The 13,510-nt window shown below is 40.6% G+C and carries 14 protein-coding genes; 12 read left to right on the top strand and 2 right to left on the bottom strand.

Features of this window, described 5'->3' with window-relative positions; translation table 11 throughout:
* Positions 1 to 122: 122 nt before the first annotated feature.
* Complete coding sequence (bolA, locus tag PR800_RS10360) at positions 123 to 461, bottom strand: transcriptional regulator BolA (RefSeq protein ID WP_102139040.1); 339 nt, start codon at positions 459 to 461, stop codon at positions 123 to 125.
* Positions 462 to 708: 247 nt separating this feature from the next.
* Here bolA and PR800_RS10365 point away from each other — a divergent pair, with 247 nt between their 5' ends.
* The 9 genes from PR800_RS10365 (at position 709) to PR800_RS10405 (ending at position 10,861) form a co-directional block, all read left to right on the top strand.
* Positions 709 to 1,290: a YajG family lipoprotein gene (locus PR800_RS10365; RefSeq protein ID WP_036958553.1), complete on the top strand. Its 582-nt coding sequence runs from the start codon at positions 709 to 711 to the stop codon at positions 1,288 to 1,290.
* A 129-nt stretch (positions 1,291 to 1,419) separates the two neighbouring features.
* Complete coding sequence (gene ampG / locus PR800_RS10370) at positions 1,420 to 2,922, top strand: muropeptide MFS transporter AmpG (protein WP_102139039.1); 1,503 nt, start codon at positions 1,420 to 1,422, stop codon at positions 2,920 to 2,922.
* Between the two features lie 272 nt (positions 2,923 to 3,194).
* Complete coding sequence (locus tag PR800_RS10375) at positions 3,195 to 3,965, top strand: nucleoside-specific channel-forming Tsx family protein (protein ID WP_102139038.1); 771 nt, start codon at positions 3,195 to 3,197, stop codon at positions 3,963 to 3,965.
* Positions 3,966 to 4,392: 427 nt separating this feature from the next.
* The gene (gene cyoA, locus PR800_RS10380) at positions 4,393 to 5,364 is read left to right on the top strand and encodes a cytochrome o ubiquinol oxidase subunit II (protein ID WP_272530757.1); all 972 of its coding nucleotides are present in this window, start codon (positions 4,393 to 4,395) and stop codon (positions 5,362 to 5,364) included.
* 4 nt (positions 5,365 to 5,368) lie between these two features.
* A complete protein-coding gene (gene cyoB / locus PR800_RS10385) occupies positions 5,369 to 7,360 on the top strand; it encodes a cytochrome o ubiquinol oxidase subunit I (RefSeq protein WP_036958554.1) in 1,992 nt (663 codons plus the stop codon).
* Complete coding sequence (locus tag PR800_RS10390) at positions 7,350 to 7,964, top strand: cytochrome o ubiquinol oxidase subunit III (protein WP_004905456.1); 615 nt, start codon at positions 7,350 to 7,352, stop codon at positions 7,962 to 7,964. Before cyoB ends, PR800_RS10390 begins: the two co-directional genes overlap by 11 nt.
* Positions 7,965 to 8,297 (top strand): cytochrome o ubiquinol oxidase subunit IV, encoded by a 333-nt coding sequence (locus PR800_RS10395; protein WP_102139037.1) that lies wholly within the window; start codon positions 7,965 to 7,967, stop codon positions 8,295 to 8,297.
* A gap of 12 nt (positions 8,298 to 8,309) precedes the next feature.
* On the top strand, positions 8,310 to 9,197 hold the full coding sequence (gene cyoE, locus PR800_RS10400) for a heme o synthase (RefSeq protein ID WP_004905461.1): 888 nt from the start codon (positions 8,310 to 8,312) through the stop codon (positions 9,195 to 9,197).
* A 302-nt stretch (positions 9,198 to 9,499) separates the two neighbouring features.
* Positions 9,500 to 10,861: an MFS transporter gene (locus PR800_RS10405; RefSeq protein WP_272530758.1), complete on the top strand. Its 1,362-nt coding sequence runs from the start codon at positions 9,500 to 9,502 to the stop codon at positions 10,859 to 10,861.
* A 37-nt stretch (positions 10,862 to 10,898) separates the two neighbouring features.
* On the opposite strand, the gene PR800_RS10410 is transcribed toward PR800_RS10405, so the two are convergent.
* Positions 10,899 to 11,390, bottom strand: a complete 492-nt coding sequence (locus PR800_RS10410; RefSeq protein ID WP_004914551.1) for a YajQ family cyclic di-GMP-binding protein — start codon at positions 11,388 to 11,390, stop codon at positions 10,899 to 10,901.
* 187 nt (positions 11,391 to 11,577) lie between these two features.
* On the opposite strand from PR800_RS10410, the gene panE reads away from it, so the two are divergent.
* The 3 genes from panE (at position 11,578) to PR800_RS10425 (ending at position 13,442) form a co-directional block, all read left to right on the top strand.
* The gene (panE, locus tag PR800_RS10415; RefSeq protein ID WP_102139035.1) at positions 11,578 to 12,489 is read left to right on the top strand and encodes a 2-dehydropantoate 2-reductase; all 912 of its coding nucleotides are present in this window, start codon (positions 11,578 to 11,580) and stop codon (positions 12,487 to 12,489) included.
* On the top strand, positions 12,452 to 13,045 hold the full coding sequence (yajL, locus tag PR800_RS10420; protein WP_272530759.1) for a protein deglycase YajL: 594 nt from the start codon (positions 12,452 to 12,454) through the stop codon (positions 13,043 to 13,045). Before panE ends, yajL begins: the two co-directional genes overlap by 38 nt.
* 253 nt (positions 13,046 to 13,298) lie before the next feature.
* A complete protein-coding gene (locus PR800_RS10425) occupies positions 13,299 to 13,442 on the top strand; it encodes a Hok/Gef family protein (protein ID WP_004914564.1) in 144 nt (47 codons plus the stop codon).
* Positions 13,443 to 13,510 lie beyond the last annotated feature (68 nt).

Genomic DNA, 13,510 nt, shown 5'->3' on the forward strand with positions numbered 1-13,510 from the left:
ACTTTTCTGACTAAATTTTTTGTTTTTTCACCTAAATTGAAGAAAAAACATTCACCAAACTCATTATTAAGCATGGCTGATTATGTAAAGAATAGTCTCAGTGCATTACCTGAAACGAAGAATTATCGATTAACACCACCTACACCACGACAAGCTGGTGATTTTAATGCTGTATCAGCAAGCTCATTCCACTCTTGTTGTGTATATGTATGCAAAGCAAGGGCATGGATCCCTCCTGATAATTCGTCCGCTAAAATAGCATAAATTTCACGATGACGGGCAAGCATTCGTTTATTTTCAAATTTATCACTCACTAAAATAACTTTGAAATGGCTTTCAGACCCAGGTAACACATTGTGTTGATGGCTTTCATTAATCACCTCCAAATGTGTAGGTTCAAAAGCAGCTTGTAATTTTTGGATCACAAGAGATTGCATACTTTGAGCTGCATTAGCGCCCATAAAATGCTCCTTAATTAAAAATTATGCTCAGAGGCAATTATCTTTTATTGTACGCGTTGATTATTGCTATCTTCTATATCCGATAATAACTTGCCAATGTTATGATAGCGGCACGTTGATGCGAATTTTTTCAAAAATTGTTGTCTAACAGTTTAGGATAAATAAGCCGCTAAGCTTTATATTGAACGACGGCTACCCGCACCATAACGAAACATTTTCAATTAGGAAAGATGAACTGGAAAAAATTATGTTAAGAAAACTGTGTTTTCCACTTTTAGGGTTATTTCTTCTTGCGGGCTGTGCAACCAGCAGCAATACATTATCACTAGAGCCTAAGATAGCTTTACCTGCGAAAAACCCTACACTGAATGCAACTTCAATTAGTGTCAGCAGTGTCGATAACCGTACGAATAAATCCTTAGCAGAAGTTAATCGTAATGGTAGTTTAGTTGTACTGAACCCTTCACGCGATCCTCGTTATCTGATGCAAGAAGCCGTCGAAAAGCAAATGGCAGCACGTGGGTTTATGGTGACATCACCGGCAAATGTGAATTTAGTCGTTCAATTGAATAAACTCGATACCAAAGTAAGTGAAGGCAGTCTACGCCATAATATTACCGTCAACTCTAGTGTGAGCATTATTGCAACGGCTCCAAATGGTTCGACAAAAACACGCTCATTTACCCGCAATTTTAATACACAAGAGTTATTAGCTGCCAATAATGACAAGATAGCAACAGCTATCAATAGCGCACTCACTGATTTAATTGCAGATATGGCAACAGACCAAGAAATCACCGATTTTATCAGACAAAATTCACGCTATTAACTGAGCAATCATTATCATTAAGTATTAAGCTACCTAAGCTCTCATTGATTGAGCTTGGGTAGCATAGCGCAGCCAATACCTCTGCAGCGCAATGTATTGCAGCAATATCACACTGGCTTAGAGGGAATAATGCCTCGTTTTACTCTACCAAATAACATCACTTTAATCCTTTTAGGCTTTGTTTCTGGTCTACCTTTAGCTTTGACTGCAGGTACATTACAAGCTTGGCTAACTGTTGAAAATGTCGATATTAAAACCATTGGTTTCTTTTCATTAGTCGGACAGGCTTATGTGCTGAAATTTCTTTGGTCCCCAATGATGGATCGCTACACCCCGCCCTTTCTTGGCCGCCGAAGAGGATGGCTATTAACCACGCAAATTCTGTTGATTATCAGTATTGCCGCGATGGGCTTTGTGAACCCCTCAGAACATTTGTGGTATCTGGCTGCGCTAGCCGTTACTGTTGCATTTTGTTCAGCCTCACAAGATATTGTTTTTGATGCTTATAAAACCGATTTACTGAGTGCTGAAGAACGCGGAATTGGAGCGGCAACCTCCGTTATGGGGTACCGGATCAGCATGCTAGTTTCAGGTGGCCTTGCACTTTGGTTAGCAGACAAGTTTTTAACCTGGAAACAACTGTACTTAGTCATGGCTGGGCTGATGGTTATCGGTGTTATCGCGACATTACTCGCCAAAGAACCTGAAGAAAGCGGTGCTGCGCCAACCTCATTAAAAAAAGCAATTTACGAGCCACTCGCTGAATTCTTTAGCAGGAACAATGCATGGCTAATCTTACTCCTGTTAGTTTTTTACAAACTCGGTGACGCCTTTGTCATGGCGCTCAATACCAACTTTCTGTTAAACGCGCTTGGTTTTAGTTTAAGTGAAGTGGGTACCGTCAATAAAACTGTCGGTATGGCGGCAACCATAGTTGGGGCATTACTTGGTGGTTACCTAATGAAAAACATGAGCTTATTTAAAGCTCTATTTATTTTTGGACTTCTACAAGGCGGCTCTAATATCGGATATTGGTTCTTAGCGATAACCCCCCCTAATATCTTAACCATGGGGTCGATTATATTTCTAGAAAATATCTTCTCTGGCATGGGAACTGCTGCTTTTGTCGCCCTCTTAATGACATTATGTAATAAGTCGTTATCTGCAACGCAATTTGCCCTTCTTTCTGCTCTTTCTGCTGTTGGGCGTGTTTACATTGGCCCAGTCGCAAGTATTTTTGTCAGTAACTATGGCTGGCCACTTTTCTACCTAATTTCAATCGCGGTTGCAGTTCCTGGCGTTTTACTTTTATTAGCTTGCCGAACATCCTTAATTTACACTCAAACAACAGGGCTATTCCAACGACGTCAACTATATGCTAGAGGCTACCGTATTGCCGTATATGCACTTATTACTGCCGTAAGCTGCCTTGCTATTTGGTTACTTTCATTACTTGTATTTTCATTTAGTGATATGAAAGTTTATCTATTTACGACACAAATTGAATTTTGGCTAAGTTTACCCCACTACCAAAACCTTATTTTTAATACTGGTATTAGCATTGGTGCTATCAGCTTAGTTATTGGTGGTAGTTTAGATTTCCTCGCCGTTCGCAAAACAGTACAGCAATAACCCTCTCAATACTCTTTCTTATTCATTTCATAATTCCCTAAGCAAAGTTTATTTGTTTAGGGGATTTGATCTTTTCTATAAACCAGACCTAAATAGCAAAACGAATTAATATCGTCAAAATATCGTGACTTAGATCACTTTACCTGTGTAAAATATTTCTTAATTGCAATTTATAAGCCTAATATATCACATGTTGCAAATCAGTTAATTAAAGTGTTAATAACTAGCAAACTGCTAAACCTCATTAATTATTAAGCGAAGATAATCTATCTATGAAAAAAATCATTTACATGGCTACCTTAATTTCTCTAGCGGGTACGGCATACTCTGACGATATTATTGGCTATAAGAATGGCTTTGCTGATGTCAATGTAAACTATTTAGATTGGTCACATCGTACTGAAACCAAAACAGAAAATACGACACGTAAGAAAGATTTTGCCTATATTGAGCTTGAAGGCGGTGCCAATTTTAATTGGGGTGAGTTATATGGCTTTTTTGATCTCGAAAACCCATTCCATAGCCAACACACCGATTCAGGACGAAATAAACGCTATACCATTAAAACAACAGGCCGCTTTTATTTAGGTGATACTGGTTTCAATCTATATGGCCACGTTTATGGCACTTGGTCATTACCGGGAGCCAAGTATGGTGGTAATTTCCACGATGTGAATACTTTATATGGTATTGGTTATAACACTGCATTCGGTGATTTATGGTTTAAACCTTTTATTGCTCTAAATTACACCGACCAGACATTCTATTCAGGTAATAATGGATATGTAGCAGGTTGGGTAGCTGGTTATAATTTCAGCGCATTCGAAGAAAATTTCATGATAACAAACTGGCATGAAATGGAGTTTGCCAGGAACAAACGCTATAACGGCGGCAAGAGTAATGGCATAAATGGCGCTCTCGCTTTTTGGTGGAATGCGACAAACCATGTTTCTGCAGGGGTACAATACCGCTATGCTGACAATAAATTAGGAGATACCTTCTATCAAGATGCAATCATTTACACATTAAAGTATACCTTTTAGCGCACTATAGAATATTGTATCAGGAGTTAACTATTTTCTTATTTTTTTCAGTAAAATAAGAATTTTTCTTTATGATTTAGCCGATAAAGCAACCAAAATAGCTTTATCGGCAATAAAAACTGTAATTTCCCTTAGCAAATTGCTAATCATTTATATCAGTTTCACTCTTTTTTCATTTCTTTTGTATATATTTTTCTTTGAAAAATTACTAAGATAATTTACTATTAATTGAGTTTTATCAATGCATACTTATAAATCGCATCAATTTTAACGTTTTCTTTATAAGTTCTTTACATGTGATCATATTAACATAAAGAGCTAACAATTCCGTTTCTTTGCCTTACAATCATTTACACTCGCATAACCTTACCGTAAAATGCCCGCACTGATGAAACGACAATTAGATTCTTGTCATTTGGGGTCGTGGATGAGACTTATGAACTACAAAAAAAGCATCGGAGCAATCTCACTCGTTGTAGCTACCTTACTATTAGGTGGTTGCGATATGGTGTTGATGGATCCAAAAGGCGCCGTTGGCGTTAAACAAAAAGAGCTAATTCTTATTGCAATTGGCTTAATGCTACTTGTTGTTATTCCTGTTATTTTCATGACGATTATCTTCGCAAGAAAATACCGTGAATCCAACACGTCAGCAACCTACCGTCCTAATTGGGCTCACTCAAATAAAATTGAGTTAGTCTGCTGGACTGTTCCTATCATCATTATCATTATTCTGGGTGCTATCACTTGGAAGACGACACATGAGCTGGACCCGTATCAGCCATTAGTGAGTGATCAGGAACCCGTCACGATTGAAGTTATTTCTGCTGACTGGAAATGGATATTTATTTATCCAGAGCAAGGCATTGCAACAGTTAATGAAATCGCATTCCCTACCGGTGTGCCAGTTAACTTCAAAATCACGTCAGACTCGGTGATGAATTCATTCTTCATTCCATCTTTAGGTGGCCAAATCTACGCGATGGCGGGTATGCAAACAAAACTTCACTTAATCGCTAACGAACCAGGCACTTATAAGGGCTTCTCTGCAAGCTACAGTGGCCACGGCTTCTCTGATATGAAGTTCAATGCTATTGCAACTCCTGACCGTCAAGGTTTTGATGAGTGGGTACAAAAGGTAAAAGCTTCTCCTAAAACAATGGACACCATGCAGGCATTTGACGAAGTCGCTAAGCCAAGCATGAACGTTCCTGTTACCTACTTCTCTAGCGTGAAGCCTAAACTTTATGAAGATATCGTTCTGAAGTTTGGTCATGAGCACCATAAAGGTCACGCTCCTGTAGAAAATCAAAGTCGTTCAATGACTGACCATAACGATGCTACAGGTAATTCAATGCAAATGAGCCATAGCGCTCATGCAGCTGGCGCTGAGGAATAAGGGCATGTTCGGAAAATTAACACTAGATGCAATTCCGCTCCATGAGCCGATTATCGTAGTCACCCTGATTGCTATTGTCCTAGGTGGACTTGGCTTAGTTGGTGTGATTTCTTACTTTGGTAAATGGAAGTGGTTGTGGAAAGAATGGTTAACCTCTGTTGACCATAAAAAAATTGGTGTCATGTACATCATTGTAGCGATGGTCATGTTATTCCGTGGCTTCGCTGATGCTATCATGATGCGTGGGCAGCAAGTTCTTGCATCTGCTGGCCAAGAGGGTTTCTTAAATCCTCATCACTATGACCAAATCTTTACTGCGCACGGCGTTATCATGATTTTCTTCATGGCAACTCCATTCGTTGTTGGCCTGATGAACCTCGTTGTACCTCTGCAAATTGGTGCACGTGATGTTGCGTTCCCATTCCTTAACTCATTGAGCTTCTGGTTCTTTGTTGTGGGTGTTGTGTTAATCAACATCTCTCTAGGGGTAGGTGAATTCGCACAGACTGGTTGGTTGGCTTATCCGCCATTATCCGGCTTGGAGTACAACCCTGGGGTCGGGGTCGATTACTGGCTCTGGAGTCTCCAGATATCCGGTATCGGTACTCTATTAACAGGGGTTAACTTCATCGCGACTATTATCCGTATGCGTACACCGGGTATGTCGATGATGAAAATGCCTGTATTCAGCTGGGCTGCGTTATGTACTAACGTATTGATTGTTGCTGCTTTCCCTATCTTAACCGTCACATTAACGCTTCTGACGTTAGACCGTTATTTAGGCACCCATTTCTTTACTAATGATATGGGCGGCAACATGATGATGTACATCAACCTGATTTGGGCTTGGGGTCACCCTGAGGTGTATATCCTTGTTCTCCCAGTATTCGGTGTGTTCTCTGAAGTTGCAGCAACCTTCTCGAAAAAACGTTTATTCGGTTATACCTCATTAGTTTGGGCGACAATCGTTATTACCGTTATGTCCTTCATCGTTTGGTTGCACCACTTCTTTACGATGGGTTCAGGCGCGAACGTTAACGCCTTCTTTGGTATCGCCACAATGATTATCGCAATCCCTACAGGGGTTAAGATCTTCAACTGGTTGTTTACCATGTACCAAGGCCGTATCGAGTTTAAATCACCTATGCTGTGGACTATCGGTTTCATCATCACCTTCTCTGTTGGTGGTATGACTGGTGTTCTGCTTGCTGTTCCAGGTGCAAACTTCGTTCTGCATAACAGTCTATTCCTGATTGCTCACTTCCATAACGTTATCATTGGTGGTGTTGTATTCGGGTGCTTCGCGGGTATGACTTACTGGTTCCCGAAAGCATATGGCTTCACGCTAAATGAGAAATGGGGTGTTCGTGCCTTCTGGTTCTGGATCATCGGTTTCTTCTTAGCCTTTATGCCACTGTATATTCTTGGCTTTATGGGTATGACCCGTCGTTTAAGTCAGAATATTGACCCGACTTACCACACAATGTTAGTTGTTGCTGCAGGCGGTGCTGCGTTAATCGCCATCGGTATTGCATGCCAAGTTATCCAAATCATTGTGAGTATCCGTGACCGTCATGAAAACCGTGATTTAACCGGTGACCCATGGGGTGGACGTACACTTGAGTGGGCGACATCTTCTCCACCACCTTTCTATAACTTTGCGATTGAACCACACGTTCAAACCCGCGATGCATGGTGGGATCTGAAAGAGAAAGGCCTTGCTCATAAGAAACCAACTTCATATGAAGAAATTCATATGCCGAAAAACACAGGCGCAGGCGTTATTATCGCTGCATTTAGCTTAGTTTTAGGTTTCGCAATGATCTGGCACATCTGGTGGCTCGCAATCATTGGTTTCGGTGGAATGATCGTAACTTGGATTGCAAAAAGCTTCGACGAAGATGTTGATTACTACGTACCTGTGGCTGAAATCGAAGAAATCGAGAATAAGCACTTTGAAGAATTGCGTAAGGCAGGTGTGAACGATGTCAACTAATACAATGACTAACCAAAATATCGCCCATGCTGAGCATGGGCACCACGATGCAGGTGGAACAAAAGTATTCGGTTTCTGGCTCTATATTATGAGCGACTTGATTCTGTTTGCTTGTTTGTTTGCTACCTATGTTGTTTTGGCCGATGGAACTGCCGGCGGTCCTGCTGGTAAAGATATCTTCAGTCTGAAGTTCGTATTAGGCGAAACCTTCTTACTGTTAGTGAGTAGTATCACCTACGGCTTCGCAATGATAGCGATGCACAAAGGTAAGATAGCTGCTGTTAACTTATGGCTGTTTGCAACGTTCCTGTTAGGCCTTGGCTTCGTCATCATGGAAATCTATGAGTTCCATGAATTGATTGCAGAAGGCTTTGGTCCTGACCGTAGCGGTTTCTTATCTGGCTTCTTCGCACTCGTTGCGACTCACGGTCTACACGTAACTGCGGGCCTGATCTGGATTATTATCATGATGATCCAAGTCACTCGCCGTGGCCTGACTGATGTCAACAAAACACGTTTAAACTGCCTAAGTTTGTTCTGGCACTTCTTAGACGTTGTGTGGATTTGTGTATTTACCGTTGTTTATCTTCTGGGGGCTATTTAAATGAGTCATGCAAAAGATGCTCACACTGGAGCAAGCCACGGTAGCGTTAAAACATACCTGATTGGCTTTATCCTATCAGTTATCCTGACAGTGATCCCTTTCTGGATGGTGATGGAAGGTACAGCGTCAACTTCAGCAATCCTTTGGACTGTTGTGGGCATGGCGGTTGTGCAAATTCTGGTTCATTTGGTTTGTTTCTTACATATGAATACATCATCAGATGAGCGTTGGAATTTAGTTGCCTTCCTGTTCACCATGCTTATTGTTGGCATTGTGGTCGTAGGCTCACTGTGGATTATGTACAACCTGAACATCAATATGATGCTCGACTAAAGAGTTGCCGATATGTTTAAGCAATACCTGCAAGTGACCAAACCAGGAATTATATTCGGAAACTTGATTTCTGTGATCGGTGGTTTTTTATTGGCTTCAAAAGGGTCAATTGATTACCCACTGTTCGTTGCGACTTTGCTAGGTGTATCACTGGTCGTGGCTTCTGGTTGTGTTTTTAACAACTACATCGACCGTGATATCGACCGTATCATGGAAAGAACGAAGAATCGCCCTTTAGTTAAAGGGCTGATTGATCCGAAAGTTAGCCTGATTTACGCTGCTGCATTAGGTATTGCTGGTATGGTGCTGCTACTTGTAGCAGCCAATGCGCTGGCAATGCTGCTTGCAGTTATCGGTTTCATTGTTTATGTAGGTATTTATAGCCTATATATGAAACGTAAATCCGTTTATGGCACGCTGATTGGCAGCCTTTCAGGCGCAGCACCACCGGTTATCGGTTACTGCGCTGTTACAAATGAATTCGATATGGGTGCACTTATCCTATTGTTGATATTCAGTTTGTGGCAGATGCCTCATTCTTATGCCATTGCTATCTTCCGTTTTAAGGATTATAAAGCCGCAAACATTCCAGTGTTACCGGTTATTAAAGGAATTTCAGTCGCGAAGACACATATCTTCCTGTATATCCTAGCGTTTATGGTTGCAACATTGATGTTAGCTATCAGTGGATACGCGGGCTATAAGTACCTCATCGTAGGTGCAGCAGTCAGCTTATGGTGGCTAGGTATGGCAATTTCGGGTTTCAAAACCGAAAATGACGACCGAGTCTGGGCTAGAAAACTGTTCATTTTCTCAATCGTAGCGATTACTTCATTGAGTGTAATGATGTCAGTTGATCCTATCGTTTCAAGCGATACTGTTATAGCTCTCGTCAGATAACTTATCTGTTCACTGATGATGACAATGTCTAAACGGCGGGCCTTCCCCGCCGTTTTTATTTGTCTCTAACTGCTTTTACAACTCACTTTTACTTATTCTGCCTATCCTTATGAATCTATTTTATGGTTAAATAGCCCCTTGCTATTTATAAGCTAGATATTGAATGCACTATTAAAAATGCTAATAGATTGATAGTACAGACATGTCACCACGACGTAACTCAAATTTGTTGTGCTACCCGTATGCGACCTAAGTAGCCGAGAGAGCTAACACCACGACAGCACGAAATATGAAGAATAAAAATGAATGATAACAAAATGACATCCGCAGAGCTTAAATCCACTTGGGGATTAGGTTCTGTTTTCTCCTTGCGAATGCTTGGAATGTTTATGGTATTACCTATTTTGACCAGCTATGGAATGCATTTACAAGGAGCTAGCGAGTTCTTAGTGGGTGTCGCTATTGGTATCTATGGTCTTAGCCAAGCTATTTTCCAAATTCCTTTTGGTTTGATGTCAGACAAAATTGGTAGAAAGCCTTTAATTATTATTGGGTTATTCATTTTCATTATCGGAAGTATCGTCGCGGCATTAAGCGATTCAATTTGGGGAATTATTATTGGGCGTGCTTTACAAGGTGCCGGCGCCATTTCAGCTGCCGTCATGGCACTACTTTCTGATCTAACTCGAGAGCAAAATCGGACTAAAGCCATGGCATTTCTAGGTATTAGTTTCGGTTTAACTTTTGCTATAGCGCTAGTACTGGGTCCAATTCTCACCAACTTGATTGGTTTAAGTGGTCTATTTTGGGGAATAGCACTGCTTGCAGTAGGTGCTATTGCAGTGACTGTTTTTGTTGTTCCTAATACTAATACTCATGTCTTAAATCGTGAGTCTGCATTTGTGCAAAGTAATTTAAAAGCCGTTTTAATGCACCCACAGTTACTCAAGTTAAATATAGGGATCCTCAGCTTACATACCCTATTGATGTCCAGTTTTGTTGCCCTACCTCTTATCATGACTGATTCGGGATTCTTAGCGAAAGACCATTGGAAAGCTTATTTGGTTACGATGTTAATCGCCTTTGTAACAGTACTTCCCTTTATTATTTATGCGGAAAAACACCGCAAAATGAAACAGGTTTTCTTATTTTGCATTATCGTTTTAGCATTAGCTGAAATTACCTTATGGCTTTCTGGTAGTCACTTATGGGTGATTTTCCTCGGTATTCAACTCTTTTTTATTGCTTTCAATATTATGGAAGCCATTTTACCGTCACTAATCAGTAAAGAGGCACCTGCGGGCTATAAAGGAACGGCCATGGGAGTTTACTCCACCAGCCAGTTTTTAGGTGTTGCCATTGGTGGTATTGTCGGTGGGTGGTTGTACAGTTTTGAAGGGGCTAGTACCGTTTTTATTGGCGGTTTAATTTTAACCATTATCTGGTTTGTCATTAGCCTGACCATGCAGCAGCCTCCTTATGTCAGCAGTATTCGTATTGAATTACCCAACCATATTGGAGATACAAGAGCTCTTGAGAAAAAATTACAAGCTCAAGAAGGGGTGATGGAAGCGCTTGTCGTTGATGAGGAATTTAGCGCTTATGTTAAAGTTGATAGAAAAATCATCAATCGAGATCAACTCGAAGCATTAATAAATCAGTAAAAATTAGCCCGCCATTGCGGGCTTACTTGATAAACAACTAATCGCGAAAGTTGTTAAATTGGAAAGGTTGGCCTAAATTCCCACCGCGCACCAGCGCCATAACCGATTGTAAGTCATCGCGGGCTTTACCAGTCACACGCACTTGGTCGCCTTGAACTTGTGCTTGAACTTTCAGTTTACTGTCTTTGATTAATTTAACGATTTTTTTAGCAATCGCAGCATCAATACCTTGCTTGAACGTAACTTCAACACTATAGGTTTTTCCACTATGAACGATATCTTCAGGCACATTCAATACCGCACCATCAATACCGCGCTTTGCCATTTTTTCTCTTAAAATATCAACTAACTGAAGCACTTGGAAATCAGATTCGCTAGTAATTTTAACTGATTCATTTTTGTCATTTAGCTCAAAACTGGCTTCGACATTTTTAAAATCCCAACGGCTAGTTAACTCACGCTGTGCATTTTCCACCGCATTACGTACTTCATTCATTTCCACTTCAGATACAATGTCAAATGATGGCATAGCCAGAACCTCACTGATAATTTTTAGATTGTGCGCATGATAACGTTTTTACTCACATCACTTCAAGTTATCAGGGCCTATGATGTTTCGTTAACTACAACTTAGTATAGTAAAAGGTTATACTGGCAAGAGATCACTTCCGCCTTACCTTATAAGACGTTAAACTCCCATTTTCAAAGGGGAAACAATGAAAATAACTCTGATTGGTTGTGGTGCGATAGGTAAACTGTGGCTTGCTTCACTTGCAATGCAAGGGCATGACGTACAAGGTTGGCTACGTGTTGCACAGTCTGATTTATTCGTCGATGTTAATGAACCCGATGGACGTACTTTCCGAGAACTCGTTCCTTGTAATAATATTAATCACTTGCAAAGTAGCGAGTTAATCATTGTCTGTTTAAAAGCATGGCAAGTTTCTGATGCTTTATTGCCTCTGATTAAAACTATCCCAGAAAATACCCCCATTTTATTACTGCATAATGGCATGGGTACGGTTGAGGAACTTACTCCGTTGCGTCATCCTATTTTAGCTGGCGTGACAACACATGCGGCGTGGCAAGAAAATAACCAAGTCTTTCATGTTGCCAATGGTATCACACATATTGGCGCGATTAATTCCCAAGCACAGGCTTATTACCCTATTGCGGATATTTTGCATGAAGCTCTACCTGATGTGGCTTGGCATAATCAAATTCTAACTACCTGTTGGCGTAAATTGATCGTCAACTGTGTCATTAACCCCCTCACCGTCGAGTATAATTGTAAGAATGGTGAATTAATTCAACACTCCACCCAAATATCTCGGATCATTGATGAAATATGCCATGTTATGGCAGCTGAAGGGTTACATACAGATAAAACTGAACTAACAGAATATATCTATAGCATTATCAATAATACTGCAGATAACTATTCATCGATGTTACAAGATATCCGCAATAATCGCCGCACTGAAATTGACTACATAACCGGTTTTTTAATTAAACAAGCACGAGCTCATGGGATTAGTACACCTGAAAACGATCGCCTATACCATTTAGTCAAAAATAGAGAACAACAATATGACGACTTCCGTTCTAATCTGCATCGCTCATGGTAGTGAAGAAATCGAATTTACCATTACCGCTGATTTATTAGTTAGAGCAGGCATTAATGTGACCTTAGCGAGTGTGACTGAAGATGGCTCTTTAACCATTACCGCTTCACGAGGTCTAAAAATTATTGCCGATACCCCGTTGATTCAAGTCGCTGATGAGCCTTTTGATGCTATTGTGCTACCCGGTGGTATGACTGGCGCAGAAACATTCCGCGATAGCCCACTGGTTGTTGAAAAAGTTCGCCGTATGCATCTAGATGGTAAAATTGTAGCCGCTATTTGTGCTGCACCAGCGCTTGTACTTGAATACCACCAATTGTTTCAGCTAGGTAATATGACCTGTTTTCCATCAATGAAAGATAAAATCCCAGCCCATAAATGGGTCGATCGCCGAGTTTACTTTGATGAACGTGTCAATCTATTAACTAGCCAAGGGCCCGCCACTTCTTTTGACTTTGCATTAAAGTTAATTGAATTATTGGTAGGCCGGAAGACTGCAGCCCAAGTTGCCTCTCAACTCGTTTTACCTAATGGTATTAATGATTATTTAGAAGATTAGACATAAAACTCATTATAAGAAATGAATTAGAAAACAAGTTAACCAATTGAATAATAAAAATTAAGTAGCAAAAAAACCTGTGTTTAGAGTACTTTTTTGCTACTATTGCGGCGGGTGCTTGGATCATTTTGGTTCAAGCATTGTGAGAGCCAAAAAGACGAAAGCCCCGAATTAGATGTTAATCTTAATCCGAGGCAGTCTCAAACACTCAACAATTTGATTCTGTCTCCTTTTAGAAAAGGAGTCAAGAGGAATGGCCAAAATTGCCCTTCTGGGGCTAGTTACCGTGTGCCTTACGGTATTGTGTTTTTCGTTGTTGATGCAAGAAAGACTATGCTCTTTCAGTATCAGTAGCGGAAGCACACTGGTTCAAGCTACGTTATCCTGCGATAACTAGTCTTGTGGGGGAGTTTTCCCCCACATTTCTCTCTGATGATGAGTTGGTGATACAAGCACCCTGTTTTT

It is taken from the genome of Providencia sp. PROV205 (genome assembly GCF_028479505.1).
Taxonomy (GTDB): domain Bacteria; phylum Pseudomonadota; class Gammaproteobacteria; order Enterobacterales; family Enterobacteriaceae; genus Providencia; species Providencia huaxiensis.

What these genes read in the sequence shown, in the direction of transcription:
- PR800_RS10395 (WP_102139037.1), top strand. Translation starts at nt 7,965, where the DNA reads ATGAGTCATGCAAAAGATGCTCACACTGGAGCAAGCCACGGTAGCGTT.
- cyoA (WP_272530757.1), top strand. Translation starts at nt 4,393, where the DNA reads ATGAGACTTATGAACTACAAAAAAAGCATCGGAGCAATCTCACTCGTT.
- PR800_RS10410 (WP_004914551.1), bottom strand. Translation starts at nt 11,390, where the DNA reads ATGCCATCATTTGACATTGTATCTGAAGTGGAAATGAATGAAGTACGT.
- yajL (WP_272530759.1), top strand. Translation starts at nt 12,452, where the DNA reads ATGACGACTTCCGTTCTAATCTGCATCGCTCATGGTAGTGAAGAAATC.
- bolA (WP_102139040.1), bottom strand. Translation starts at nt 461, where the DNA reads ATGGGCGCTAATGCAGCTCAAAGTATGCAATCTCTTGTGATCCAAAAA.
- panE (WP_102139035.1), top strand. Translation starts at nt 11,578, where the DNA reads ATGAAAATAACTCTGATTGGTTGTGGTGCGATAGGTAAACTGTGGCTT.
- PR800_RS10425 (WP_004914564.1), top strand. Translation starts at nt 13,299, where the DNA reads ATGGCCAAAATTGCCCTTCTGGGGCTAGTTACCGTGTGCCTTACGGTA.
- ampG (WP_102139039.1), top strand. Translation starts at nt 1,420, where the DNA reads ATGCCTCGTTTTACTCTACCAAATAACATCACTTTAATCCTTTTAGGC.
- PR800_RS10405 (WP_272530758.1), top strand. Translation starts at nt 9,500, where the DNA reads ATGAATGATAACAAAATGACATCCGCAGAGCTTAAATCCACTTGGGGA.
- PR800_RS10375 (WP_102139038.1), top strand. Translation starts at nt 3,195, where the DNA reads ATGAAAAAAATCATTTACATGGCTACCTTAATTTCTCTAGCGGGTACG.
- cyoB (WP_036958554.1), top strand. Translation starts at nt 5,369, where the DNA reads ATGTTCGGAAAATTAACACTAGATGCAATTCCGCTCCATGAGCCGATT.
- PR800_RS10365 (WP_036958553.1), top strand. Translation starts at nt 709, where the DNA reads ATGTTAAGAAAACTGTGTTTTCCACTTTTAGGGTTATTTCTTCTTGCG.
- PR800_RS10390 (WP_004905456.1), top strand. Translation starts at nt 7,350, where the DNA reads ATGTCAACTAATACAATGACTAACCAAAATATCGCCCATGCTGAGCAT.
- cyoE (WP_004905461.1), top strand. Translation starts at nt 8,310, where the DNA reads ATGTTTAAGCAATACCTGCAAGTGACCAAACCAGGAATTATATTCGGA.